General features: G+C 38.8%; 27 protein-coding genes. 14 read left to right on the top strand and 13 right to left on the bottom strand.

All coding sequences use genetic code 11. The annotated features are described in order from the left end of the window. Positions 1 to 293: 293 nt before the first annotated feature. Both LCL91_RS01750 and LCL91_RS01745 read left to right on the top strand, forming a co-directional pair. Complete coding sequence (locus LCL91_RS01750) at positions 294 to 527, top strand: hypothetical protein (protein ID WP_224879441.1); 234 nt, start codon at positions 294 to 296, stop codon at positions 525 to 527. Further along, positions 528 to 1274, top strand: coding sequence for a hypothetical protein (locus LCL91_RS01745; RefSeq protein WP_224879439.1), 747 nt, complete (start codon positions 528 to 530; stop codon positions 1272 to 1274). It begins immediately after the preceding gene. A 1114-nt stretch (positions 1275 to 2388) separates the two neighbouring features. Here LCL91_RS01745 and LCL91_RS01740 read toward each other — a convergent pair. The 3 genes from LCL91_RS01740 to LCL91_RS01730 form a co-directional block, all read right to left on the bottom strand. Continuing rightward, the gene (locus tag LCL91_RS01740) at positions 2389 to 2571 is read right to left on the bottom strand and encodes a DUF4269 domain-containing protein (RefSeq protein ID WP_224879437.1); all 183 of its coding nucleotides are present in this window, start codon (positions 2569 to 2571) and stop codon (positions 2389 to 2391) included. After that, positions 2561 to 2704 (bottom strand): DUF4269 domain-containing protein, encoded by a 144-nt coding sequence (locus LCL91_RS01735; protein ID WP_224879435.1) that lies wholly within the window; start codon positions 2702 to 2704, stop codon positions 2561 to 2563. Before LCL91_RS01735 ends, LCL91_RS01740 begins: the two co-directional genes overlap by 11 nt. Positions 2705 to 2805: 101 nt before the next feature. Further along, positions 2806 to 3045 carry a DUF6366 family protein gene (locus LCL91_RS01730; RefSeq protein WP_224879433.1) on the bottom strand — a complete coding sequence of 80 codons (240 nt, stop codon included), beginning with the start codon at positions 3043 to 3045 and terminating at the stop codon, positions 2806 to 2808. A gap of 165 nt (positions 3046 to 3210) precedes the next feature. Here LCL91_RS01730 and LCL91_RS01725 point away from each other — a divergent pair, with 165 nt between their 5' ends. The 4 genes from LCL91_RS01725 to LCL91_RS01710 are packed head-to-tail and all read left to right on the top strand — an operon-like array spanning position 3211 to position 6546. Beyond that, the gene (locus tag LCL91_RS01725) at positions 3211 to 4146 is read left to right on the top strand and encodes an NAD-dependent epimerase/dehydratase family protein (RefSeq protein ID WP_224879431.1); all 936 of its coding nucleotides are present in this window, start codon (positions 3211 to 3213) and stop codon (positions 4144 to 4146) included. Continuing rightward, positions 4139 to 4912 (top strand): GT-D fold domain-containing glycosyltransferase, encoded by a 774-nt coding sequence (locus LCL91_RS01720; RefSeq protein ID WP_224879429.1) that lies wholly within the window; start codon positions 4139 to 4141, stop codon positions 4910 to 4912. The genes LCL91_RS01725 and LCL91_RS01720 overlap by 8 nt, the downstream gene beginning before the upstream one ends. 33 nt (positions 4913 to 4945) lie before the next feature. Next, positions 4946 to 5722 carry a HipA family kinase gene (locus tag LCL91_RS01715; protein WP_224879427.1) on the top strand — a complete coding sequence of 259 codons (777 nt, stop codon included), beginning with the start codon at positions 4946 to 4948 and terminating at the stop codon, positions 5720 to 5722. 50 nt (positions 5723 to 5772) lie between these two features. Beyond that, positions 5773 to 6546 (top strand): HipA family kinase, encoded by a 774-nt coding sequence (locus LCL91_RS01710; protein WP_224879424.1) that lies wholly within the window; start codon positions 5773 to 5775, stop codon positions 6544 to 6546. Positions 6547 to 7312: 766 nt separating this feature from the next. On the opposite strand, the gene LCL91_RS01705 is transcribed toward LCL91_RS01710, so the two are convergent. Further along, complete coding sequence (locus LCL91_RS01705; protein ID WP_224879422.1) at positions 7313 to 9160, bottom strand: monovalent cation:proton antiporter family protein; 1848 nt, start codon at positions 9158 to 9160, stop codon at positions 7313 to 7315. 33 nt (positions 9161 to 9193) lie between these two features. Further along, entirely contained in the window at positions 9194 to 10555 is a 1362-nt protein-coding gene (gene mgtE, locus LCL91_RS01700) for a magnesium transporter (protein ID WP_425589647.1), read from the bottom strand. A gap of 270 nt (positions 10556 to 10825) precedes the next feature. Here mgtE and LCL91_RS01695 point away from each other — a divergent pair, with 270 nt between their 5' ends. Both LCL91_RS01695 and prpE read left to right on the top strand, forming a co-directional pair. Further along, complete coding sequence (locus LCL91_RS01695) at positions 10826 to 12010, top strand: FtsW/RodA/SpoVE family cell cycle protein (RefSeq protein ID WP_224879420.1); 1185 nt, start codon at positions 10826 to 10828, stop codon at positions 12008 to 12010. A gap of 101 nt (positions 12011 to 12111) precedes the next feature. After that, positions 12112 to 12846, top strand: a complete 735-nt coding sequence (gene prpE / locus LCL91_RS01690; protein WP_224879418.1) for a bis(5'-nucleosyl)-tetraphosphatase PrpE — start codon at positions 12112 to 12114, stop codon at positions 12844 to 12846. Here the strand turns inward: prpE and LCL91_RS01685 are convergent. From LCL91_RS01685 to LCL91_RS01670, 4 genes are all read right to left on the bottom strand, one after another. Beyond that, the gene (locus tag LCL91_RS01685; RefSeq protein WP_224880153.1) at positions 12830 to 13705 is read right to left on the bottom strand and encodes an RluA family pseudouridine synthase; all 876 of its coding nucleotides are present in this window, start codon (positions 13703 to 13705) and stop codon (positions 12830 to 12832) included. The two genes, prpE and LCL91_RS01685, sit on opposite strands and share 17 nt — an antisense overlap. An 81-nt stretch (positions 13706 to 13786) precedes the next feature. Continuing rightward, entirely contained in the window at positions 13787 to 14587 is an 801-nt protein-coding gene (locus LCL91_RS01680; protein ID WP_224594831.1) for an NAD kinase, read from the bottom strand. 19 nt (positions 14588 to 14606) lie between these two features. After that, a complete protein-coding gene (locus tag LCL91_RS01675) occupies positions 14607 to 15248 on the bottom strand; it encodes a GTP pyrophosphokinase (protein WP_098443143.1) in 642 nt (213 codons plus the stop codon). 26 nt (positions 15249 to 15274) lie between these two features. Next, positions 15275 to 15682 carry a hypothetical protein gene (locus tag LCL91_RS01670; RefSeq protein ID WP_224879416.1) on the bottom strand — a complete coding sequence of 136 codons (408 nt, stop codon included), beginning with the start codon at positions 15680 to 15682 and terminating at the stop codon, positions 15275 to 15277. Between the two features lie 113 nt (positions 15683 to 15795). Here LCL91_RS01670 and LCL91_RS01665 point away from each other — a divergent pair, with 113 nt between their 5' ends. The 4 genes from LCL91_RS01665 (at position 15796) to LCL91_RS01650 (ending at position 18081) form a co-directional block, all read left to right on the top strand. After that, entirely contained in the window at positions 15796 to 16371 is a 576-nt protein-coding gene (locus LCL91_RS01665) for a CYTH domain-containing protein (RefSeq protein WP_224879414.1), read from the top strand. A gap of 116 nt (positions 16372 to 16487) precedes the next feature. Next, positions 16488 to 16883, top strand: a complete 396-nt coding sequence (locus LCL91_RS01660) for a globin (protein ID WP_224879410.1) — start codon at positions 16488 to 16490, stop codon at positions 16881 to 16883. Between the two features lie 92 nt (positions 16884 to 16975). Further along, positions 16976 to 17803 carry a ClpXP adapter SpxH family protein gene (locus LCL91_RS01655; protein WP_224880152.1) on the top strand — a complete coding sequence of 276 codons (828 nt, stop codon included), beginning with the start codon at positions 16976 to 16978 and terminating at the stop codon, positions 17801 to 17803. Between the two features lie 101 nt (positions 17804 to 17904). Next, entirely contained in the window at positions 17905 to 18081 is a 177-nt protein-coding gene (locus LCL91_RS01650; protein WP_224879408.1) for a hypothetical protein, read from the top strand. Between the two features lie 35 nt (positions 18082 to 18116). Here the strand turns inward: LCL91_RS01650 and pepF are convergent, their stop codons facing one another. The 3 genes from pepF to mecA form a co-directional block, all read right to left on the bottom strand. Continuing rightward, positions 18117 to 19934, bottom strand: coding sequence for an oligoendopeptidase F (gene pepF / locus LCL91_RS01645; RefSeq protein ID WP_224879407.1), 1818 nt, complete (start codon positions 19932 to 19934; stop codon positions 18117 to 18119). A gap of 94 nt (positions 19935 to 20028) precedes the next feature. Beyond that, complete coding sequence (locus tag LCL91_RS01640; protein ID WP_224879405.1) at positions 20029 to 21207, bottom strand: competence protein CoiA; 1179 nt, start codon at positions 21205 to 21207, stop codon at positions 20029 to 20031. A 131-nt stretch (positions 21208 to 21338) separates the two neighbouring features. Next, the gene (gene mecA / locus LCL91_RS01635; protein ID WP_159787342.1) at positions 21339 to 22022 is read right to left on the bottom strand and encodes an adaptor protein MecA; all 684 of its coding nucleotides are present in this window, start codon (positions 22020 to 22022) and stop codon (positions 21339 to 21341) included. 270 nt (positions 22023 to 22292) lie between these two features. On the opposite strand from mecA, the gene LCL91_RS01630 reads away from it, so the two are divergent. Further along, a complete protein-coding gene (locus tag LCL91_RS01630; protein ID WP_224879403.1) occupies positions 22293 to 22970 on the top strand; it encodes a TerC family protein in 678 nt (225 codons plus the stop codon). Between the two features lie 52 nt (positions 22971 to 23022). Here the strand turns inward: LCL91_RS01630 and spxA are convergent, their stop codons facing one another. Then, on the bottom strand, positions 23023 to 23418 hold the full coding sequence (gene spxA / locus LCL91_RS01625; protein WP_098443134.1) for a transcriptional regulator SpxA: 396 nt from the start codon (positions 23416 to 23418) through the stop codon (positions 23023 to 23025). 288 nt (positions 23419 to 23706) lie between these two features. On the opposite strand from spxA, the gene LCL91_RS01620 reads away from it, so the two are divergent. Then, positions 23707 to 24909, top strand: a complete 1203-nt coding sequence (locus LCL91_RS01620) for an efflux RND transporter periplasmic adaptor subunit (RefSeq protein WP_224879401.1) — start codon at positions 23707 to 23709, stop codon at positions 24907 to 24909. The last annotated feature ends 7 nt before the right edge of the window (positions 24910 to 24916 follow it).

Here is a 24916-nt window from a genome sequence, read left to right as displayed (position 1 = left end):
CCCTGTCCCATACATTTATTCCCTAACCCCCAAAACATAAAAAATCCCTCTCATGATGAGAATAAAGGGTTCCGTTTTCAGGTGCAAAACAATTAAATGACATATAAAATGACGTGTAAATTGACACACGTCATTTTATTATGTTGTCAAGGTTAAAGTCGATTTTCCGCCTTTTTGACTCCCCGAAGTATATTATTTTCCACTCTAGACAATACTTGTTGTACAATCAAAAACAGTTGTCAAATCGATAGTCAATTCGGTTGTCAAAACTAGTGCCATTTTGGGAGGTCTTTATGGAATTCATCGAACCTAAAAAACAATTAGAAAATAAAGTTGATTGGCGGGTGTCTGGGCATACCAAAGCCATTATTAAATATTATTCGGAATACACTGGCTATGATGAAAACGAAGTCGTTGATCGGTTTTTGAAAAATCTATTGGATGATAAAGATTTTGTTGGATGGGCGAAAAGTAAACGCAGAAACAAAAGAATGTCCCACCAATTAAGGTTCGAGGAGAAAATTTAGGTGGCTAAGTTAAAGAGATTAGCCAGTAAAATTGACAGTCAGTGGGAGATAAAAACACCGGTTTCAGAAAATGAGTTATCAGAAAGAAATAAAGATTATCAGTTATTTCCTTCCAACCGCTTTGCTACAAAGCATAGAAATTCGCTATTTCAAAAGGTACTTATCCACTTCAATGATGAAGAGTATAACATTCAAATGAACTGCTGTATTAGTCCCTATTGTAAAAATTTCGGACTGTCACAAGTGAATTACGATGTAAAAGGGAAACCAAGACGTTATAGAATGGACGGTTCAACGTCAAATGCTTCTTCCAAGGTGCTCTGTAATCCAGATCCTATAAAATCAAATATCGGAGTAGTATTAGGGTGTTCAAACCGATCATTATCAAACTGGTCGGTCGCTGAAGAAATAAAAAGACTTACAGATGTAAATTCTACTGCCACCATTGAGTCAGAGTACGTTTTTCATAAAGAGGAATGCGAACTCCAAAATCACACTCCGTTTGAAAATAAATGTTCTTTTTGGAAACGTGGTAAGAGCAGCAGCAACTCTCAAAAGTACCAATGTAAGCATTGTCGAAAAATAACCAACGTTCTCCCATCAACCAAGGAAAGCACAACCTACCATCAAAAGAGAAATGATATTCTGCCCCTGTTCGCTAACTTAATCACAAATCGTACTCCAGTTAATAGAGTAATTGAAATTCTAAATATCGGTTCACTGACTTACTACCATAACCTTGAATGACTATATAAATGTTGTTTGCAGTTCCTTGAAAGACACGAAGACAAATTGAAAGAAATAAAATTAAACGAATTGTTTTTGAACACTGACAAAATGGTTTATCACTTAAATAATGTTCGAAGAAAAAACACCGGATCAAAGTATTTAATAGAGCAGGATGAAAAACAATTCCCAATCTACGTTGTAGTAAGCAGTGACATTTTATCCAGGTATGTGTTTAGAGCGGATGTAGCTTACGATTGGAACCTCACGTTGGATGATATTAACAACCATACAATATTGTTTAAAGATGACCACTTACATTTGTTTGCACGTAGGTATGGACATTTACGATATTCTTATGCTTCGCCACCCCCGAGCAAGTATGATCTTCAGACAGAAGAAGAGTATAAAAGAGAAAACAACGAATTTATGAGGAGAGCTGATTATATAGATGGTTTGCACGTTAACTCTCCTTATACATCCATAGCCCGCCTATGGCATTTGAAACGGCTTCTAAATGTGAAAGAATGGCGTTTGTGACAGATAACGATGCTTCACTGACCTCTGCGTTGATGAGGTTTTTTTCGAAAGAAGTTTAATTAGGTGACGCCCATCATTTCGTTTATAAAATAAAAAAAAGCAAAACCTACAGCCTTTTAAGGATACTGGATATGCAACCGTTGACTGCACCACCGACATAAGTTCTTTGGAACCCTTTGAACTAGCAAGATTAATCCAGAAAACGAACAACAAATCAACAGATACATTTATCAACCAGATTCATAGAAGGATATCAATTCTGGGAAGACCTCTAGTTACCGCTAGAGGCGACGGAAAAAGTTATATCTACTCAAATTTCAATCCAAAAATACGCACAATACGCAATTACCATCTTAAGAACCTACTACATTTTTTTATGCCATATAAAGCTTTCGGATCATTACTCACCCCTGCTCAGAGAATTGGAATTAGCGATAAGGTTTATGACTGGAAAGATATTATTTATTTTCGTTAAAAATAATATTAAAAAAATTCTAGGTATCAAAAAAAGCGTACTTTATCTTAAGAGCACGCTTTCACTGCTTTTCTTTATTTCGTCTTCAATTAAAGCTCCGAGATTATTGAATAAAGTAATTCAATTCATTTTGGATATTATCCCCTCTTTAATTCCATAGCGTATGAGACCATAATATGGATCTTCAGTAATTCCGGGGATCTCACAAAATGCTGGTTCAGTTTTGTGACCTTGTTTCCTGAGTCCTAACACTTTGGATTTAAGTTCAGGAAATCTTTGTATCAACTTATATTCAATTATCATATGAGTCCTCTACATCGATTCCAATTGGGATGGTTCCGCACAAGACTGGATGGTAGGTTCTTAATTCACTCATAATACCCAGTTCTTCAATTGCTATATAAGCTTTTTTCTGTTTGTCACTACCAAATTTCATTGCTTCAAATAATTGAATATTTAGATTATTTAATTTGAGAATGACATGATGTATTCCAGATTTGCTCCGATATAACAGAAGACTCGATATGAAGATGTTTTTTAATTGAATAAAACTGTAATTGAATCATTAGAAGAGAAATGAAGTATTATAAAACCAATAATGCTCGCAACTATAAAAATAAATGTTCCCTTCCATCCTAAACTTCCTACTAAATCAACCAATCCCACATTATTACCTCTATTGAAAGAATCATTGATATTCCCAGTAGAATTTCTTTTCAACTCTTCTTGTCTTATTTTCTCTGTTTTCCTTTCAGCTGATTTCTTCGGATGCTTCATCTCTTCTCTCCTTTACCTTTCCTAACTCTTTTTCATAACAGGAATGCTGCCCGCTAGTTTAATTGGTTTTTTTTATCATTCTTTAGTTATCTATAGTATTCGCCCTACCCTATTCTTTGTACAGACATAAAATATAAGAAATAAAACAAAGGAGCGAAAGAATAGTTGAAAGTTTTAGTTACGGGCGGAGCTGGATTTATCGGTTCCCATATTACAGACCTCCTTCTTGAACAGGGGTATGAGGTAATAGTTATTGATAATTTAAGCTCAGGCAGCTTGAAGAACCTCCACAGGGATGTTGTTCTTTACCAAACTGACATCCTTTCTCAAGAAGCTGAGAAAATCATAAAAGCAGAAAAACCAGATTATTTAATTCATACCGCAGCGCAAATAAGTATAGCCAAATCAATTGAATCTCCAACAGACGATGCCAACATCAATATTATAGGAACAATGAAGATACTAGATTATGCAAAGAAATATGGCATAAAGAAATTCATCTTTTCTTCTTCGTGCGCTGTATACGGTGAAACTGGTGATATCAATATCCCAATAAATCACAAGTTAGACCCTCTATCATTCTATGGAGCAAGCAAGCTCTCCTCTGAACTGTATATCCAGCTCTACTGCAAGTTTTATCAGCTTCCATACACCATTCTCAGATATTCAAATGTTTATGGCCCGAGGCAGAGCACCCAGGGAGAAGGAGGAGTTGTTAACATCTTCACCAATTGCTATCTTTCCGAAAAGAGACCCATCATTTACGGTGATGGTGAACAGACTCGGGATTTTATTTTTGTTAAGGATGTTGCCATGGCAAATTTGGCAGCACTACAAAAAGGAAATAACAAGATTTTTAATATTGGTACGGGGCATAAAACCTCAATCAATAAACTAACTGAAATGTTAAAAGTGCATGTTCCAGAGAAACTCACACCGGAATACACCCCAGCAGTTGGTGGAGATATCCGTTTCAGCTGTCTTAATATCGAGGATACAATAAAGGATTTAAACTGGAGACCAGCCTGGAGCATGAAGGAAGGTTTAGAAGAAACATTCACATATTACCAAATGGAAATGAAAGGGGATGAAAATGGATAAAAGCAAAATGATCGGTAGCGGTAAGTTAATGAATAAAATCCTGAAGGCTTTAAAACAAAAAAGTCCACTTTCTGTTATCTCTGTTGGTGCCACAGAATCCTTTGTGATGGCACAGTATACTGTCTTTTCAGAAGAGGAATTCATGAAGCATCCAGAAGCACATGTCGCCAATCAAGGTGAAAAAAGCGGGTTTAAACACAGGGGAATCCGCTTTCCCAATATCCAAACCCGTGATGAGGTAGTTGAAGCTGTCCGCAAGGCGGATATCGTTGGCTATAATACACTTGTTAAAACGATGGACGGAGGACTATTAACGGAAAAGGTTTTGGAAGCATATAACATTGAGCCAAAGTATATCTTTGAAGCAAATCTCCGAAGAGTACTCATGTTCTCCCAACGGGAAAAGTTTGAAAAGATGCTGAAGAACAAGAAAATTCTACTCATCAGCTCAATCGCTGATAAAGCTAAAGAAGGACTCGAAGCCACTTATAAGGATAAGTTGAATTTTAATATCGTGGGTACGATCAGCATTTACGAAAATGAGGAAATCCCAAGGGTGAAGGAAGAAATTGCGAATTACGATTTTGACCTCTGCTTGATTGCAGCAGGAACAAATGCCTTAATTTTAGCTACACATATTGCCGAAAAATACGGAAAAGTGGCAATAGACCTTGGCTCAGGAATGAACAGCCTGTATACAGGAGAAATAATTACCGACGAATGGCTGACAGATATTATTGGAATCGACAAAATTATGCGGATGTAGTGAAAGAAGCTTTCAAAATAAGGAGGCGAAGAAATGCTAAAAGCCGTTAACTACATTGGGCCCATGAGTAAAGGTAAATCTAGGCCACAGCTTTTTGAATGTGACGATGGCAAACAATATGTTGTGAAATTCATGTCCAACCCGATTAGTCCGAATTCCAACAAACATATCGTCCACGAAATCATCGCCAACCGCCTAGCCCAACACCTCTCTCTTCCCATCGCCAAGGCAGAAGTGATTTATTTTTCACAAGAAATTATTGAAAACACACCTCAAATAAGTGAATTCGAAGTAAAGCCCGGCCCCCATTTCGGTACTGTTTATTATAAAAATAAAGCAAGACCAACCAATAAGGAACGCATTAAAAAATGCAGCAATCTACAGGAGATGGCCGGGGTGATGGTTTTTGATCACTGGGTACACAACCGGGACCGTGCAAATAATCTTTGGAATTTGATTATTGACGAAGGAGAGTACGAAAATAAACTCTATATGATTGATCAGGCGGGCTGCTTTTACAGTTCAAGGAGGAACAAAGAGAAGCTGAGGGACCGCGCTCATTCTATTAACATGCACTGGGGGAAAACATACAAAAATTTCAGGCCCTTTTTAACCCATAAAAATTCGTTCAAGCACTATGTTGAGAAAATTGAACTGTTTCCGGATTCGGACATCAGGGATATTGTCTTTTCAACTCCCGGAGAATGGGAGCCTGACCATGATGAACTTGAGGCAATCTATAAATATTTGACAAGCCGGAAATCGCTTGTAAATGAGATCATAGATAACCTATTGAACGAAGAGTTTTAATACCGGTAACTTATTCTTAAGCATCTGCTCCCCATAATGGAGGTGAACCAATGAAAAAAGCTGTTGAATATATTGGAGCATTAAAGCGCGGGGAAACAAAGCCCCATCTATTTAAGTGCGATGATGGATATATATATGTCGTTAAACTTGTATCCAACCCTGTAGGAAAGAAGATTCTCGCTCACGAACATATTGCGAATGGGCTGGCCAAATACCTGGGCCTTCCCGTTGCTGAAGGGGAATCGATCTTCCTCTCCGAAGATGTAATTAAGCAAATATCGGAAAACCAAATATCGAGTACTCCACCCGGTCCCCACTTTGGCTGCCTTTATTACAAGAATGCAGTACGCCCTACCACTGAGAGACGAATCAAAAAATGCACGAACCTGGACCAAATGGCAGGTATTATCGTCTTCGATCACTGGGTACGCAACAGGGACCGCCACTCAAATTACTTTAATTTAATTATAGATGAAGGAGAAGAACACAATAAGATTTATATGATTGACCATGCAGGATGTTTCTTCAGTTCTATTCGGAGTAGCAAGCGTTTAAAGAAAACTGCCGGTTATATGGATGTTTTTTGGGGAGACCTGTACAAAGAGTTCAAGTCATACTTGAAGGAAAAAGAATTATTTTACTATTATATAAGCGCCATAGAGCAATTTCCCGATAATGAAATCAAGGCAATAGTCAACTCCACTCCCCCAGAATGGGAAAGTGACCCTGAGGAATTGGAAGCACTGGCAGCTTACCTTATACAACGAAAAGAAAAACTGAGAGAGCCGATTAATCAACTGCTGAAGAAGCACTTAAAGGTATAATCTTCGCCGTTCAAATCAAGATTATCCGAAACTATTCCTGGCTTCAAAAAAGGAAAATATTTGAAGAAACCGGAAATAATATTATTTACTGAAAGCCTGATTTATCAGGCTTTTTTCGATTTAATGAAAATCAGAAAAAAATCGGTAAATATGTTTAGTGGTCAGAATGTGCTCAAAAATAACCCATGCTTGTTCAACTAAATCCCCCTTATAAGGAATAAAACACCATAGTGTATCTTAAATATAATAGATATAACTTAACCAAAAATCTTAATATCCAACAGTGCTAAAAGAATATAGATAACTAGTTCGACTATCATTCTTGTTTTTTCTTTTCTTGTTATCATCAGGATTTCCTTCCATAATTCTACTCCTCACTAATTGATTTTAAAATTATTCTGAGTCATTTTCGATATGTTCTTCAACTTGACTTCAAGTATAAAAATTAATAGGAGCCTCGATTTCAAATAGTCTCTCGTATAGAACTAATCAGAAAGCTATATAAGTTAAAATCTTATAGATTATCTCGAATTCAAGTCTTTAAGAATCCTGCCCTTTAGTTGAATAGCTAGTTCCTTATATTCTGATTTTACCATAAAATTTCCAAGCTCCTGTTTTTTTCTCAAAAGAATTTTAAGGTTATCATTTGAAAAAACAAAGAAAAAATGACGTGTTTAAACTACTGTCAGTTCACACGTCATTTTTAGTGTCATAATAATTTTTGCACCTCAAAACGGAACCCTTTATGATGAGAAAGAGGTTAGCACTAGTAGCTTAGCAGCGTGCGCACTTCGTCGACACTCTCACTACTTCCTGTTACGATCAAGCGATCACCGATTCGAAGTTCCGTATCACCGTGCGGGACGATGGAATCTTTTCCGCGGAAAATACGAACGATGATCGTATCCCCGAGATACGGGAAGCTTCGCAGTGGAACGCCATTGTATTCCACATTGTTCATGTTAATTTGATAAAGCGCGTTTTCTTCTCTCGTAAAGATGTTAACAACGCCTGGCGATTCAATGAGCGCTTTTAACAGGGCTTTCGTGGAGAAGAAGACAGAGAATACATCAATATTAAGCTCTCGTAGCTGATCTGCTATTTCAGTAAGCTCAATTCGTGCAATGACACGCTCTGTTCCATATTCTTTCGCAAATACCGCAATGTCTGAATTCGTTTCATCATCTCCTGAAGAAATAAGAAGAATATCTGCGTCAAATACTGAACTGTTCTTTAATGTATCAATACTGTAATCGGAAAGTTCGATCACTTTAAAGTGACTACTTTGCTTCTCAGAATCCACTTTTTCCTGTTTCGTATGATAAATGGATGTTTCATAATTCGCAGGATCAAGTTCAAGCGAGATCGGTAACGTAATTTGGTTCGCTCCAATAATCGCAAGCTTCTTTGCATGAGAACTTTCTTCTGGTTTCGGCATTAATTTCTTGAAGAGAATTGGTGCTAGTATACAGCTAATAATCGCAACCAAAATTAATGCAGATGACAGTTGATCATCAATGATGTTAATACGCTCCCCAATTTCTGCGGCCGCAATAACGAGAGAAAGTGTTGATGTGAGTAGCATTCCTGACCCAAGCACCGTTTTTGTATCATACCATTTCCTTAAAACAACTACTGGCACAAGTTTTGAAGCAAAAAGCGCAATTAATAGAAGTGGAATTAAGATTAGGACTTTCGGGTCCTGGAATAGAGACCAAATATCCAACTCCACCCCAACCATAACGAAAAAGATCGGGATTAGAAAACCATATCCAAATGAATCAAGCTTTTGGACAAGCTCTGTATTTGGAGAAAGTAACGAAACGAGTGCCCCTGCTAGGAAGGCACCTAAGATGTTTTCAGCACCAACTGTTTCAGAAATTCCCACAAGTACAATAATTAACGTAAATACGGCTCTCGTACCAATTTGGATCGTCCCTTTTGACATCGTTTCAATAAAGGAAAGATGTCTGAAATAAGCGCCAAGGAAATAAAGTAGAATCCCAGCTCCAAAAAGAATGAGAAGCAGCCACATATTCCCTTCTCCACCTGAATTCAGAGAAACGAAAATCGCCAATAAAATCATGGTAGCAAGATCGGCAATAACGGCGATGAGAAGAATCGTTTGCCCGATACTGCTTTTCATTATATTGGCATCCTTCAGTGTCGGCACAACAACACCAAGCGAGATGGTTGAGATAATCAGCGTCATAAAGAACGCATTGTCGGTGTATCCAAGCACAACAAACAGTAATGAAAGGAGATAGGATACAACGAAAATAAGAACAAATACAATGAACGACACAAGAACACGATTTGGTTCAAACTTACCGCTCGGGAGCTTTACTTTTTTCTTTTTATTCGCAAAAACCGAAAAATCAATTTCAAGACCACTTAAAAACATGAGAAAAATGAAGCCTAGCGTTGATAACGTATCAAGCCACGTATCTCCCTGAACTAAATTAAACCCACTTTGGCCAATGAAGATCCCAGCAATAATCTCAGCAACTACAACCGGCAAGAAATTCAGTCTGAAGCGGTGTAAGATAAACGGTATAACAAATGCGATAACAACTACGATAACAAGTGATGATACGGATGCACCGTGTTCCATTTCTTTCCTCCTCCAAACGTCTGCATTTAAGCGCTAAGCAAGCTGGCTCATAAATGCAGTCGCCATTCCAAAATAAATAAGTATACTGATAATGTCGTTAATCGTCGTGATGAATGGCCCTGAAGCAACAGCAGGGTCTATGTTAAGCTTATGCATTAATAATGGGACAAGTGCACCAGCGAGTGTTGCGACAATCAACGTAAATAATAACGAAAAGCCAACCAATAAGCCAAGTAAAAAGGTTCCTTTCCACAAAAAAATAATAATCGTTACAAGAACACCAGAAGTTGCGCCTGTAATGAGACCAGTTCCTGCTTCTCGCACAATTAAGGTCCACTTACTATTCTCTTCAAAATCTCCCGTCGCAAGTCCCCTAACAACAACCGCAAGGGCCTGCGTCCCCGTATTCCCTGCCATTCCGGCTATTAGAGGGATAAAAACCGCGAGAAGTGGCACCTTATCGAGCGTTACTTCAAATTGACCAATTAAACTCGCTGTCATCATTCCTAGAAACAGAAGGATAATCAGCCAGGGAAGTCTCTTTTTTGCTGAAGAAAACGGATTGCGATCAAATGAACCGTCATCTGAAATCGCAGCGAGTTTTGAATAATCCTCTGATGCTTCTTCTTCAATGACATCAACAATATCATCGTGTGTGATAATCCCGAGTAAATGGTTTTGAAAATCAAGAACCGGAAGGGCTAGAAAGTCATAATCTCGCATAATTCTCGCGGCTTCTTCCTGATCTTCGCCAACCGAAATAGAAACAACTCGTTCATTCATGATTTCTTCAATTAACGTATCTTCTTCTGCAATAATTAAATCTCGCAAAGAAATAACGCCAACGAGTCTTTTTTGTTCATCTAATACGAAGATATAATAGATCGTCTCTGCTTCTGGTGCTTCTTGCCTTAAGATTTGCATCGCTCGCTTTACTGTTTGGTGTGCGCGAATTGATACAAATTCGGTCGTCATAATACTACCGGCAGTCTTTTCTTCATAGTGAAGCAGCTCTTTAATTTCATCCGCTGCATCATCATCCATGATGGTTAAGTAACTTGCAATCTGTTCTGGATTTAACTCATTTAATACGTCAACGGCATCATCGGCGTACATCTCAGCAAGCATCTTCGCCGCATAAGCCGGCTCCATCTCTGAAATGTATTCTTCTTGTTCTTCAATATCGAAGTTCTGGAAGATCTCTGCCATCTCTCGTGGTGATAAATAGGTGTACACGAGTAGCCTAATATGTTCTGATACTGTTAAAAAGAACTGAGATTGTTCATATGGGTGAATGTCGAGAAATAGCTCACGAAATGCGTCTATTTCTTCTTGATCTAAGTGATGTATGAGTGCGTCGTATAAAGCCTGCGTTTCTTGCTCCTGGTAAGCCACTCTGCACACCTCCCTGTTGTTTTTTATAACAAAGTTACAAATGCTCAAATATGGCTATATCATTTATCGTAAAACTTCGATAAGCTTTGCTTAGGTACTGCTCCCTTAATCGATTACGCAAAGAAAGTAAAATTACCTTCCTATCTTAGTCGGTGTGTAGTTATTTTGTCAAAAATAAATACAGGAACCGATTTGCAAACGGAAGGATTTCAGATAAGATAGGAAATGTGATTAAAAGAAGGAACGCTTTTCTTTAGAAAGGATTATATCATGAACAATGACAATCAAACACCATGGCAACAAATAGATTTTACACTTTTGTTCTTTGTATTTCTTCTTATGTGTATCAGTACTGTTGCTATTTACAGCGCGCAAGCTTCACTACCCGGAGAATTAAAAAACTTTAACTTTGCAGGAAGACAGCTTACATGGTATTTCGTAGGTGCGTTCGTGCTTTCGCTCACACTGGTCATTGATTTCGATCGCTTTAGGCAGCTTTCCTGGTATCTCTACGGATTTGGAATTCTTCTTCTAATTTTATTAGCAGTAAGTCCAGAATATATTGGAAGTTATCAAATCGCGCCAATTCGAAATGGTGCCAAAAGCTGGTTCGTTCTTCCTGGTCTCGGAAGTGTGCAGCCATCTGAGTTTATGAAGATTTTTTTAATTATTGCCATTGCTTCAGCTTCTGTCTCGCATCATGAAAAACATCCATCAAAAACCATTCAGACAGATCTGATCCTTTTAGCGAAGATCTTCGGTATTGCCGCTGCTCCTCTGCTTATTGTTATGGCTCAGCCTGACCTTGGTACAGCAATGGTATTTACAGCAATTGTTGTTAGTATCACGCTAGTATCCGGCGTACGTTGGAGACTTCTTTCTCTTTTAAGTTTAATAGGTGTTGCTGGTATTTCCGCATTAGTGTTTATCTTCTTCAAGTTCCCTGCTTTCTTTAAGGCATACTTACTTGATGAGTATCAACTAGCCCGGTTCTACGGCTGGCTTGCTCCAGAAGAATATGCGGACGCTGGCTATCAAGCTACGAAAGCGATTCTAGCAATTGGGTCAGGTAAACTTGAAGGAAAGGGCTATGCAGATGGGACTGTTTACTTTCCTGAAGCACACACTGACTTTATATTTGCCGTTATCGGAGAAGAATTTGGTTTCATTGGTGCAAGCATTACGATTTCGATTTTCTTCATGCTCATTTATCGCATGATTCATACCGCTCTTGAAAGCAATGAATCATTCGGAAGCTATCTTTGTGCTGGTGTTATCGGCATGCTTACGTTCCAAGTATTTCAAAACATTGGAATGACGATTCGAATCTTACCGATCACCGGAATTCCTTTACCTTTTGTCAGCTACGGGGGAAGTGCCCTTTTGACCTACATGATTGCAGTTGGTCTTGTCTTAAACGTTCGCTCACGCACAAAAACGTATATGTTTGAATAACCTGCCAATCCGGCAGGTTATTTTTTTATGGAACTTAGATTCATGATGATACTTGTTCTACCTATAGGGAAAAGATAGAAGATAAAAGGAGGGAATAAGAAGTGTTCGACATAATCAGTGATATACACGGATGCTATGATGAATTGAAGACGCTCACGATACGCCTTGGATATGACTGGGGTAGTGGCGTTCCCGTTCATCCTGATGGGAGAAAACTTGTTTTCCCTGGCGATATTACAGATCGAGGGAACGACTCTCTAGCGGTTGTCAAAGTTGTTTCTCAACTCGTGACAAGTGGACAGGCGTTCTATTGCCCTGGAAATCATTGTAATAAATTCTATCGCTACTTAATTGGCAGGAACGTTCAGCAAACTCACGGTCTTGAGACAACGGTGGCAGAACTTAATGCGTTACCACCTCGAGACCGTACGATGATGAAAGAATTGTTCATTGCGCTATATGAGAATGCCCCGCTTTATTTGTCTCTTGATGATGGAGAATTGATTGCTGCTCATGCTGGGATACCAGAGAAATACATTGGACAAGTTGGGAAAAAAGTAAAAACCTTCGTACTTTACGGCGACATAACAGGCGAATCCCATCCAAACGGGATGCCTATTCGCAAAGACTGGGCAAGTCAATATGAAGGTGGTGCGCTTATTGTCTATGGTCACACCCCTGTTTTAGAACCAAGGTGGGTCAATCATACTGTGAACATTGATACCGGCTGCGTCTTCGGTGGGAAATTAACAGCGCTTAGCTATCCTGAGTTGAAAACCACATCGGTCCCGTCCTCCATGCCTTATATCGCAGAGAAATTCACTTCATTTCAGTAAGAGTTCTCATATCATCATCAAGCTCCGCTTCAAATCGGAGCTTTTTCTGTAAGAAAGGATGATAAAACTCAAGCTTTGAACTATGTAACGCCTGTCTTGAGATAAGGTCCTTCCATCCTCCATAAAGATCATCCCCTAACAGTGGATGACCTAAATGAGCCATATGCACTCTAATTTGGTGTGTACGCCCTGTTTGTAAGGATAATTGGAGAAGAGAGAAATGGTTGTATCGCTTCACTGTATGATACCTGGTTAAAGCATACTGTCCATCTGATCGCACTGTTCTTTCAATAATACTATCATCCTTCCTTCCTATTGGGGCTTCTACTTCACCATCTTCTTCGAGCTCACCGTGTACTAACGCAAGATAAGATCGTTTCATTTCTTTATTTTTCTGCTGTTTTGAAAGAAGATCATGAGCGTAACGATGTTTTGCAAAGAGAACGAGACCTGACGTATCACGATCAAGGCGATTGACTGCGTGAATGGTTCTGTTTAAGTTGCTTGTTTTATAATAATGCAAAACCCCCTCCGCAAGTGATGCTGTCGAATGACGAGAAGGGATTGTTGGAAGATATGCTTGCTTATTAATTAGCAAAAAGTGATCATCTTCATAGCAAATCCTTAATGGCAATTGTTTGGGGTACATCGTGTCGCTTATTTGTTCTTCAGGGAAAACTACTTCGACGACATCACCCTTATTTAAAATGGTCCTTACATTTTGGTGGAACCCATTTACTAACAAGGACCCGCCTTTAAACTTGATATCCGTTAACATACTTCGTGATATGTTCTTTTCTCTTAAAAGAAATTCTCTTAGCATCATGCCTGCTTCTTGATTTAAAACCGTCCAGTTCATTTTCACTTCCAATAAAGATCACCTCATCACTAAGTTAGCAAAAAGAAAGCACTGTCCAAAATTGAACAGTACTGTCTTTTCTTAATATACTTCATCTACAAAAGATTCTTTTACCCTTTTCCAAAATGGAAATGGTCTGAAACGCGCAAATCGAACTTTCTCTTCAGCCACTCGATATTGAATCGACTTTACATCTTTTTGAAGGAGAAAAAGATGATCGATTGTAATTTGAAAATCAGCGTCGTTAACAGGTCTTAAAAGACACGTATGATGTTGCGGTAGGACTAGTGGTGACCCTACTGTACGAAAGACGCGATTATTAATGGACGCCATCTCAGAAAGCTGAATCGAAGGAAGCGCCGGATGAATAATCGCGCCTCCTAATGCTTTATTATAAGCTGTGCTTCCAGAAGGAGTAGAAATGCATAGCCCATCGCCACGAAACGTTTCAAATAAGTCGCCTTTGATTTCCACATTCATGACGAGCGAACCTTCTACGCTCTTCACGGTGCACTCATTTAGAGCGAGGTAACGATTTTCTTTCGAGCTATTCAAATAACGAACCGTTACTTCAAGCAGTGGGTATTCCACAATTTGAAAAGGGGTTCTTGCAATATGAATCACTAGCTTTTCGACTTCTTCAGGCGTCCAGTCAGCGTAAAATCCGAGATGCCCGGTATGTACACCAACAAACGCTGTATCTGCCAATCGGTCTTGATAATGGTGAAACGCATGGAGTAGCGTTCCATCACCGCCAACTGAAATCACAATATCCGGTTCTGCTTCATCATAGTCTAGATCAAAATCACGCAAATAATTTTTAATTCGCTGCTGAAGTTGGTTGGAGGTTTGATCCCCTTTGGACTTTACCGCAAATTTCACTATAGGCACCTCGTCTACTTTAATTTTCAGCTTTCTTTTGTTCATTTTCTTTTTTTTGCATAAATACTTTTTGAGCTTCCTTGATTTCACCGCGTATTTCAGACATTTCATCATCTAATTTAGAAGCCGCTTCAGCTGCACGCTGAAGTCGTTTCTTAACGTCTTCTGGAATTTTCTTGTTGTATTTATAATTAAGCGAATGCTCAATTGTTGCCCAGAAATTCATCGCTAATGTGCGTATCTGAATTTCAACAAGAAGCATTTGTTCACCTTGAATTGTTTGAACGGGATACTGTACAACCACATGATAAGAACGGTAGCCACTTACTTTTTGATTCGTCACATAGTCACGTTCTTCAATGATATCGAAGTCTTTTCTTCCACGAAGGTGATGGATCACCTTATTAATATCCTCCACAAACTGACACATAACCCGTACCCCAGCAATGTCATGCATCTCCTCTTGCAACCGGTCGAGCGAAATCTTTTTGTTTTTTGCCTTATCAAGAATGCTCGAAATGGGCTTCACTCGCCCCGTTACAAATTCAACAGGAGAATGATCATCGGCTTTTTCAAACTGCTCACGGAGACCTTTTAACTTGATCTTTAGCTCGTTTACTGCTTGCTTATAAGGGGCTAAAAATTCTTCCCAATTTTTCATCCAACCACCACCAACGACGATATCTATTACGAGGCTGTTAGAAATATTTTCTCAACAGCTTGATTCATGTCTTCTCCATAGTTCGAATTACCTTTAATATTCTCAATGAGGTAGCCAAGTTCCTCTTTTAGATCAACAAGTTCTAACGATGAACCGTGTTCAGAAGTAACAGTAACGTTCACGTCCTGTTCAAGAACATTTGCTAACATGGGCCAAACTTCTTCCTGGAATCGAATGTATGTATAGCCTTCTCCCCCGTCAAGTAAATAAACAAACGATAAGGAATCTGAATCCACTAGCATGTTACCTGTCGCTTTATAGAGGCTTAGATCAACGTTTTCATTCAAACCAAAGGTAAGTGTGTGATCGGTTAGTTCCCCTGTTATAATGTAGTATTGTTCTGGCACAAATACCTCTCCTCTCAATCTTTCCATTATGTATCACCTAATAGTTTATCATATTGCATTGGGGTATTTCATCGTTGTTGTTCTGTTTCAAGACATATGCCATAATTCTTTTATATCTAACAAAATAGGAGGACTCGTATTTGGCACAGGAGCTAGAAATTGAATTTAAAAATATGCTAACGAAAGAAGAATATACTTCTTTACTTGCTGCTTATAAGTTGGAAAATGATATCAAGTCACAAACGAACGATTATTTTGATACAGCTGATTTTCAAATTCGAGAAAATGGAGCTGCATTGCGCGTTCGTAACAAAAAAGATCAGTATGTCTTAACATTAAAGCAACCAGCAGAAGAAGGATTGCTTGAAACACATCAGCCAATTTCATTTGAAACATTTGAAGCGATTAAGAAAAGTGCTACTTTACCCGAAGGAGAAGTCTTAACTCAACTACAAGCGTTCGGTATTCAGGATCAGCTTATCCATTTAGGGCGGTTAACAACACATCGTGCAGAATACATGCTGGATGAAGGACTTCTCGTTCTTGATCATAGCGAATACCTTAACCGAGAAGATTTTGAACTCGAATTTGAAGTTAGTGCTTTTGAAGCTGGGGAACGTGCTTTTATTCACCTCCTTCAGAAGCATGAGATACCAAAGCGAGAGGCAAAGAACAAGATCTTACGCTTCTTTCTTGCTTCCCAAGAACAGGTCTAAACGGCCTGTTCTTTTTTGTTTGGCAATGATTTCAAATCGGATTATTTGCTGTTACGTAGGGAGGTTGCTAAAATGAAGTTGAAATAAGGTTCTACCTGCCAAAGGGGAAAATCATTATGAAGCAAAACATGTATGATCATATCGGCGGTGCAAAGCTAGAAAAGCTTGTGACTGCTTTTTATAACCGGGTTGCCGAGCATCCTGAATTAAAACCAATCTTTCCAGAAGATTTAACTGAAACAGCTCGAAAACAAACTCAATTCCTAACTCAATTTCTTGGGGGTCCTCCGCTATATTCAGAAGAACATGGACATCCTATGTTAAGAGCGAGACATCTCCCCTTTGAAATTACACCGAGACGAGCAACGGCATGGCTTTCATGCATGCAAGATGCGATGGATGAGGTACAACTCGATGAAGATCTAAAAGAGCACCTATTAACACGATTAACGTTCACTGCCCATCACATGGTTAACTCGGGTGATCAGGAAGAGAAAGGAGAATCGAATTGACACCGAATGTAACTGGTTCCTATTGCGATTCTTACAATCCAAATGGACAATCCGATGTAGCATGTTCAGCCCAGACGCAAAAGGGCAAACCGATCGAAATATATTCATTTATAGATCCTCTCTGTCCTGACTGCTGGGGTCTTGAACCAATGATTAAGAAACTACAACTTGAATATGGACATACGTTCCGGATCCGACATTTAGTCGGAGGAAACATTAAAACATTTAACTCGTTTAAACGAAAAAATGAAGGCATCACAACACACGCTGATGTAGCCGAACGCTGGGAACGGACGGCAAGCCGCTCTGGCATGTCCTGTGACGGTGATTTATGGTATGAGGACCCTATGGACACTCCTTATATTGCATCGATCGCCATCAAGGCTGCAGAACTGCAGGGAAAGCTACCAGGATTTAACTTCCTTCGCAAAATGAGAGAACTACTCTTTATTCAGAAGCAAAATATGACGAAGGAAGAAAATCTCATTCAAGCTGCTAAAGAAACGGGCCTTGACGTTCACGAATTCAAAAAAGACCTTCATTCTCAAGCGGCTGTAAAAGCCTTTCAATGTGATTTGAAAATCTCATCTGAAATGGAAGTTAATGAACTACCTACGCTTGTTTTTTTCAATGAAAACATTGAAGAAGAGGGACTAAAGATTACTGGCCTTTATGATTATGAGGTATATGTTCGGATTCTAACCGAAATGTTGAAGACAAAGCCAACGCCAGAACCCCTCCCGTCTCTAGATGCTTTTATGGATCGGTATCACTTTGTTGCGACAAAAGAAGTTGCAGTCGTGTATGACATGAGCTGCGAAGAAGCTGACGCAGCGATGAAGAAGCTAGCACTAAAACAAAAAGTTGAGAAAGTGCCTGCCAAACACGGCTCTTTCTGGCGCACTGTTAAAAATGGATAAAGAAAAAGAATGGTCCCACAAGTGGGGCTATTTTTTTTGCTTATTACTGACGGTTATAAGGATGCAAATATGACATACGTATAGGTCGAGGAGGGAAAATAATGCGCTTCTATCTAATAATCGGCATTGCCTTCATTGTGATTAGCTTTGTTATGTTTCTTATGGGTCTACTAAAATTCATTCCGGTACCAATTGGAGCAATACTTTTATTTGCTTCCATTCTCTTTACTGTTAGCATGTTCAATTCTCGCAACCAATTCAGAGGATTTAATCGCTAAAAAAGACCTTCTCCAACGTGGAGAAGGTCTTTCAATTAGGCTTCGAACAACAAGTTTTCCATCTCGTTTAGTATGGATTCAAATACGTCCAACGCGTCACTGATAGGCTTAGATGAAGTCATATCCACACCAGCTTTCTTAAGCACCTCAATTGGGTAGTCCGAGCTACCTGCTTTCAAGAAATCAATATATCTTGAGACAGCCTCGTCCCCTTCTTCAAGAATTTGATTTGAGAGTGACGCTGCTGCACTAAATCCTGTCGCGTATTGAAATACATAATAGTTGTAATAAAAATGAGGAATTCTCGCCCATTCAAGAGCAATCTCATCATCAATCACAAGATCTTCCCCAAAATACGTCTTGTTTAAGTCATAGTAAAGAGATGAAAGTAAATCAGGCGTTAGTGGCTCACCGTCCTGTGCTTTCTTATGAATCATATGCTCAAACTCCGCAAACATCGTTTGTCTAAATACTGTTCCTCTAAATCCTTCTAAATAGTGATTCAATAAGTAAAGCTTTTCTTTTTTATCTGAAGTGTTTTCAAGTAAATAATGATTTAACAATGATTCATTCGTCGTGGAAGCTACTTCCGCCACAAAAATTGAATAGTTTGCATACGGGTATGGCTGGTTTTCTCTTGTATAATAACTATGAACTGAGTGACCAAACTCATGAGCAAGCGTAAAGAGATTATTCACATTATCTTGCCAGTTCATCAAAATATAAGGACGCGTCCCGTAAGTTCCAGACGAGTATGCTCCACTTCTCTTCCCAACGTTCTCTTGAACATCTACCCAACGATTAGAAAATCCTTCTTCAAGGATGTTCTTGTACTCTTCACCAAGTGGTTCTAACCCTTTTACGATATACTCTTTTGCTTCGTTATAAGAAACTTCCATTTTCACTTCAGAGACGAGAGGTGTATACATATCATACATATGAAGCTCCTCAAGTCCAAGCGCTTTCTTACGTAACTTTACATATCGATGAAGCAAATCCAAGCGGTTATGCACGGTTTCGATCAGGTTGTCGTAAACATCTTCCGGAATGTTATTACTATCAAGCGCTGCCTGTCTTGCTGAATCATAATTTCTCACTTTTGCATAATAATTATCTTTTTTTACTGCGCCACTTAATGTAGATGCAAACGTATTTTTAAATTTACCATACGTATCATATACAGCTTTAAACGCATCTTTTCTTACACGTCGATCGCTACTTTCAAGAAAACGGATGTATCGCCCGTGTGTAACTTCGACTTCTTCGCCATTTTCATCTTCAATGGTTGGAAACTTCATATCTGCATTGTTTAGCATACCAAACGTATTGCTAGAACTGCTTGTAACGTCGCTCACACCTGCTAGGATCGCTTCTTCTTCCTTTGAAAGAACGTGTGGCCGCTCTCTGTTAATTTCATCAAGGGCGTGCTCATAGAGCGTTAATTCTTTCTTGTCACTCAAATATTGCTTAATCGTCTCTTCAGGTACGCTTAAAATTTCTGGTACAACAAACGCTAATTCACTGCTAACTTGTGTGGCAAGATTAGCCGCTCGGTCATTAAGCCCTTGATAATGCGAATTCGTTGTATCCTGGTCATAGCGCATATGAGCGTATGTATAAAGCTTACCAAGTTTAATCGTAATTTCATCTTGTTTTTGCAGTGCGTTATATAGCTTATCAGCCGAGTCCGCAAGCTTTCCCTTATATTCCTTCATTTCTGGAAGAAGTGCCTTTATTTCATTAAATTCCTCTTCCCACTTCTGATCGTTTTCATAGATCGCTTCTAATTCCCACGTATCTTCAACTGGAATTTCATCTCTTTTAGGTAGTGTATTTACTTTTTTCTCTTCCATGAATCGACACCTCCATCAAATAATTTCCTCACATTCATTATCGTACCATATTCTCTTAATGATGCTTACAATTTCGCTCGACAAACCTTGCAAGCTAAATAAGCTTCTTATGCATCAAGTTGTCAAAATGAAAGCACTGTTCTACCTGTTTATGAATCGTCGGTTGATAAAGCTTTTCATATCGTTCATTATCCCATTCTTTTAACACTTTTAACCGAACTAATTGCTTTACATACCCTTTTAAAGCCGCACGGATACCGTCAATATGAGCTGGACAATATCTCGGTAGAATCAAGCCAGAAGAAATTACTTGTGCAAATGCATGAAACAATGACTGAAATGTAAAACCACTGTGGAAATGAACAGTAGGAAGATAGCAAAGGAGAATCCACGTCTGCCACAAATAGGCAGGTGTTTCAATCCAGTAATTATCCTCAGAGGGAATGCCGGCTTCTGAAGGGAAAAACCGAATTGAATGACCACCAGCATATAAACGTTTACGCAGATAAAAAAAGGCATATGACCTTTCACCATGGGGATTTTGGCGCCAAATCTTCTTTTGCTTAAGCCAAATGGAATAGGAATGTAGCTGTTCTTTACAATCAGGAAGTTTTGTAAAAAGGGGGGTGTATGATGTTTGTAATGCAGAGGTATACAATGTGGAACAAATAAATTTGGTGGGAGTTAAGCTATGATGAAGAAGGACAGTCGCGAATTTTCGTTCGACGGGACAATAATAATAAATGGTTGGGAAACGGTGATGGTGGGAAGCTGCTGCCCAATCCATTGAAGACATCGTATAAATGGATTGGTATGACCTTTTTAGCCGCTTTGCACTTAATATCCATTGAACATGGATATTTGCTGATTCATAAGAAAGCGTTCGTTTTGTAAGAAGTTTGTCATCAATAGAAGAGCATTGATATTCTATTGCGGTTTGCGAATGAGGAAGAAATAAATCGGGGCGCTGATTTGTTTTGGTTAGAAAATACTCCACTTCCACATTAGAATAATCTTTTTTCAACCATTCATAGAGCTGAAGCTTTCCGGTGAGATGCTCGTTTGACTCCCGTTCCCACTGGGTTTCACATGTGTGAGCTCCATAATGAGCAAAATGCCAGGTCCTCTTCTCGCCTAGTTTCATGACGACAGGTTGTCGACATCCTGGACAAAAATAGGAAGTGGAACGTCTTAATTGGATAAGTTCATCTAGACGATATTGCCGATCTGCAAGATTGAGCAAATTTCCATTCATTGTTTGAGCTGTTAACATCACAACACCTCTCTTTCAATTGTTCCTTAACCTCTATTCGCTTCTAAGATCCATAGTCCTTCTTCGTTTTGCAACTGGATTTTGGATATTACATATAAAAAGGCCGATTCCCATTGGAAATCGGCATCATTTTATAAGAGTGGGAAGTGTCCGCGGAGTTGTTCTAGAGCTTCCTCAGAGAGAATCTCCTTACCGTATTCCTGTATGCGGTGTATCGTCAATTCTGTCTCATATCCATATTCCAACAGCTGACTTAAGCGGTTGTCTTGATCTTCTTCTATCAATGTATCATCAAAGACAACGTGGAGATAGTAACGATCCTCATAATGGTATAGACCATTTTCAACTCCAACAGGATCAAATCCGTGCGATAATGAAATGACATCTTCAAAATCTCTAAACGCGATCATAAAGGAAAGCTCTTCTCCTTCAAGAGGTTCAGGCTCGTCTTCTGGCTCATAATTATTCTGAAGGGCAAATTTATCATCAAGAATTTTATCCATGTTTTCATCAAGTGGAAGATCAAGCTGCTTTTCCTCAGAAATCGGTAATTCAAGTTTTGATCCGTCGTTTGACATTTGAGCACGAGTGACAATGATCTCAAGTCCTTTTTCAAGAGCTTGAACCTGAATCCAGAGAGGGCCCTCGAGTGAAAACTGTTCTCTTTGATGAGCTTCATCCATCATCTCCCAGAACAATTCTTCTCCTCTTTCTCTGTCGTACCAAATTTCTTCTCGATCGAATCCTCTATTTTCAATGTCTCTATACGTAATAAAGAATTTCAATGTATTCGCGTTGACGCGTTCGATTTCCATGTGCACTCTCTCCCTCCTGTTTAGTTAACCGGAAGGCTATTCCCTCTGGGATACTCCTAATTTCCTCTTTCCCTTAAGTGGCTTGAGTTTAACCACTTTTTCTCTTGTAATACCATTCTATGATAAACCATCAAAGAATGGAAATAAAAAATCGTTTGATTTTTTCACTCATATTACACCATATACACGATATATTTATTTATGTGTATAGCTTGCCCAAAAGTGCTCCTGTCATGAGATTAAAAAATTCGCTACTCGGGAGTGGATTCCTTGTTTAACTTAGAAACCATTACTCAGGTTTTTTTCATTATCGGAATTGATATCGTACTTGGTGGAGATAACGCAGTTGTCATTGCACTCGCCTGTCGTAATCTCCCTCCCTCTCATCGAAGTAAAGCCATTATGATGGGTACAGCTATTGCTGTTGGACTTAGAATAGCACTAACAATAGTGGCTGTCTATTTATTAATGCTCCCTTTCTTATTAATTGTCGGTAGCCTCTTTCTTCTCTACATTTCCTTTAAACTTGTGATTGATAGTGACAGCAGTGAAAACATTCATTCAACTTTCTCTTTCTGGGGAGCGATCCGAACAATTGTCGTGGCTGATTTAATCATGGGGCTCGATAATGTACTTGCAATAGCAGGCGCTTCTGAAGGAAAATTACCGCTTGTGGTTTTCGGATTAGTGATCTCTATCCCTATTATCGTATGGGGGAGTCGCATGATCATGCATGCCCTTGATCATTTTCCGATTTTAATTTACATCGGTGCTGGCATTTTAGCTTTTACATCTGCCAAAATGTTAACAAGCGCAGCTGAATTAAAAACGTTTTTCTATACTTACCCTTCCTTAGAAATTGCGACTCAAGTTGCCTTCCTTCTTTTCGTTATTGTTGGAGGGTGGTTCGTAAAGAAACTAAAAGGGAATATCATTTACATCCAATAAATAACTTTTCCAACAAAAAAACTTCTACAGGCAATGCTGTAGAAGTTTTTTATTAATTAACGAGACGCTGTGCCTCTTGAAGTTGAAACGTACGAACTTTTCTAGGTAGGAAACGACGAATTTCATCTTCGTTATATCCAACCTGAAGTCGTTTTTCGTCCAAAATAATTGGACGGCGAAGCAATCCGGGATGCTCGCTAATCAGTTCAAACAATTCCTGTAATGAAACCGTATCAAGATTTAAGTTCAATTCCTGGAATGTTTTAGAGCGAGTTGATATAATTTCATCTGTTCCGTCTTCCGTCATCCGTAGAATTTCTTTCACTTCTTCGATTGTTAGAGGCTCGGAAAAAATATTTCGTTCTGTAAACGGAATATCATGCTCTTGCAACCACGCTTTTGCTTTTCGGCAAGATGTGCAGCTTGGAGATGTATAGAGTGTTACCATAAGGAATTGCTCCTTTCTATAAGTAAACGTCAAATCCACATTAGAAAAATTATCTTTTCACAATTTGTATTATACTACAATTCCTATCAAATAAATAGGGGATGACAAAAATTACATAAAAGCTATACAATAGCTATACAATTGTTTAATGTTAAGTCTAACTCCTATATTCCCCATCGCCAACTATCCAAACCTGTATTGTTATAAAAATGTTTGAATTTCAGATAAAAAAAGTTTGCTTCACATGATACGATTCGTAAGAGATACACTAATTCAGAGGTGAATAATATGAAAAAGGCCGTTTTCCTTGCTAGTATGCTTGTCTTTGCAAGCGCTTGTACAACGGAAGAGATTACAAATCAAGAAACTGCAAATGAACCAATACCGGTAGAAGTAGCATCCGTTGATCAAAAAGATATTTCAAATGATCTTGAATTATCCGGTCAAGCTACCCCCGGAGTAACCATCCCTCTCGCTGCACCTTCTCCACTTAAAGTGACGGAGATAAACGTGACGGTTGGAAGCACAGTTGAAAAGGGAGATTTAATTGCTGCACTAGATGATTCAACTGCAAGAGAAAATGTTACTCAACTTACTAATGCGGTGAACGAACTCGAGAAGGCTGTTAATCAAGCCAAGGAGCTTTCTGGACAAGCTGAGAAAAGTGCTCAGGAACTGAAAGATCTTCAATCAGAATTAAATCATTCTCTCGAGCGCTCTAAAGAACTTCTAAGTGAGTTGGATTCTGAAGAAGTAACAGCAGCAGATGTTTTAAAAGAAAGTCTTGAAGTGACAATCAAGCAAGCACAGCTATCACAAGCAGCTGCACAGGTACCTTCAATGTCTGCGGGTAATGTCACACAATTAGAAACACAGCTATCCGAAACAAAAGCAAGTTTGAATCAAGCACAGGATGTCTTAAACGCGACAACAATTGAATCACCTATTAATGGCATTGTTTCTCAAATTAATGCCGAAGAAAATGCAGCGGCCGTTCCAAGTACGCCTCTTGCCGTTGTCGTTAATTTAAATCCAATTAAAGCAACATTTCAGGTGAATAGCTTTCAAATATCGCAATTAAAAAAGGATCAAAATGTAGCGATTACATTCGATGGAGTAGACGGCACATTTGATGGAAAATTAAATACCATTCCTCCAACCGCAAATGAACAAACAGGCTCGTTTCTAATCGAAATTCCTCTTGAGAATAAAGATTTAAAAATCAGAGGCGGCATGAAAGCTACTGCTACCATTCAGACTGACCTCATTGAGAATGCCGTCGTTGTGCCAAAAGAATCGATCATCTATGGTGAAGAAGAAACATTTGTGTACGTACCACAAGGGAAGAAAGTAAAACAAGTCAATGTTGAACTTGGTGCAGAAACTGATAAAACCATCCAGATTACAAGCGGCCTTTCAAAAGGCGATCAAGTGATTACAAAAGGAAAAGACCGCTTAAATGAAGCATCCGAAATCCAGGTACAGAAGTGAGTTGAGT

The sequence above is a fragment of the Guptibacillus hwajinpoensis genome (assembly GCF_020171785.1).
Lineage (GTDB): Bacteria > Bacillota > Bacilli > Bacillales > Guptibacillaceae > Guptibacillus > Guptibacillus sedimenti.
Note: the sequence above shows the minus strand (reverse complement) of the source record. Positions and strands in the feature narration are given on the sequence as shown.

What these genes read in the sequence shown, in the direction of transcription:
- LCL91_RS01720 (WP_224879429.1), top strand. Translation starts at nt 4,139, where the DNA reads ATGGATAAAAGCAAAATGATCGGTAGCGGTAAGTTAATGAATAAAATC.
- LCL91_RS01715 (WP_224879427.1), top strand. Translation starts at nt 4,946, where the DNA reads ATGCTAAAAGCCGTTAACTACATTGGGCCCATGAGTAAAGGTAAATCT.
- LCL91_RS01660 (WP_224879410.1), top strand. Translation starts at nt 16,488, where the DNA reads ATGAAGCAAAACATGTATGATCATATCGGCGGTGCAAAGCTAGAAAAG.
- LCL91_RS01620 (WP_224879401.1), top strand. Translation starts at nt 23,707, where the DNA reads ATGAAAAAGGCCGTTTTCCTTGCTAGTATGCTTGTCTTTGCAAGCGCT.
- mecA (WP_159787342.1), bottom strand. Translation starts at nt 22,022, where the DNA reads ATGGAAATCGAACGCGTCAACGCGAATACATTGAAATTCTTTATTACG.
- LCL91_RS01650 (WP_224879408.1), top strand. Translation starts at nt 17,905, where the DNA reads ATGCGCTTCTATCTAATAATCGGCATTGCCTTCATTGTGATTAGCTTT.
- LCL91_RS01685 (WP_224880153.1), bottom strand. Translation starts at nt 13,705, where the DNA reads ATGAACTGGACGGTTTTAAATCAAGAAGCAGGCATGATGCTAAGAGAA.
- LCL91_RS01710 (WP_224879424.1), top strand. Translation starts at nt 5,773, where the DNA reads ATGAAAAAAGCTGTTGAATATATTGGAGCATTAAAGCGCGGGGAAACA.
- pepF (WP_224879407.1), bottom strand. Translation starts at nt 19,934, where the DNA reads ATGGAAGAGAAAAAAGTAAATACACTACCTAAAAGAGATGAAATTCCA.
- LCL91_RS01730 (WP_224879433.1), bottom strand. Translation starts at nt 3,045, where the DNA reads ATGAAGCATCCGAAGAAATCAGCTGAAAGGAAAACAGAGAAAATAAGA.
- LCL91_RS01670 (WP_224879416.1), bottom strand. Translation starts at nt 15,682, where the DNA reads ATGGAAAGATTGAGAGGAGAGGTATTTGTGCCAGAACAATACTACATT.
- LCL91_RS01705 (WP_224879422.1), bottom strand. Translation starts at nt 9,160, where the DNA reads ATGGAACACGGTGCATCCGTATCATCACTTGTTATCGTAGTTGTTATC.
- LCL91_RS01640 (WP_224879405.1), bottom strand. Translation starts at nt 21,207, where the DNA reads ATGTTAACAGCTCAAACAATGAATGGAAATTTGCTCAATCTTGCAGAT.
- LCL91_RS01750 (WP_224879441.1), top strand. Translation starts at nt 294, where the DNA reads ATGGAATTCATCGAACCTAAAAAACAATTAGAAAATAAAGTTGATTGG.
- LCL91_RS01675 (WP_098443143.1), bottom strand. Translation starts at nt 15,248, where the DNA reads ATGAAAAATTGGGAAGAATTTTTAGCCCCTTATAAGCAAGCAGTAAAC.
- LCL91_RS01740 (WP_224879437.1), bottom strand. Translation starts at nt 2,571, where the DNA reads ATGATAATTGAATATAAGTTGATACAAAGATTTCCTGAACTTAAATCC.
- spxA (WP_098443134.1), bottom strand. Translation starts at nt 23,418, where the DNA reads ATGGTAACACTCTATACATCTCCAAGCTGCACATCTTGCCGAAAAGCA.
- LCL91_RS01695 (WP_224879420.1), top strand. Translation starts at nt 10,826, where the DNA reads ATGAACAATGACAATCAAACACCATGGCAACAAATAGATTTTACACTT.
- LCL91_RS01735 (WP_224879435.1), bottom strand. Translation starts at nt 2,704, where the DNA reads ATGAAATTTGGTAGTGACAAACAGAAAAAAGCTTATATAGCAATTGAA.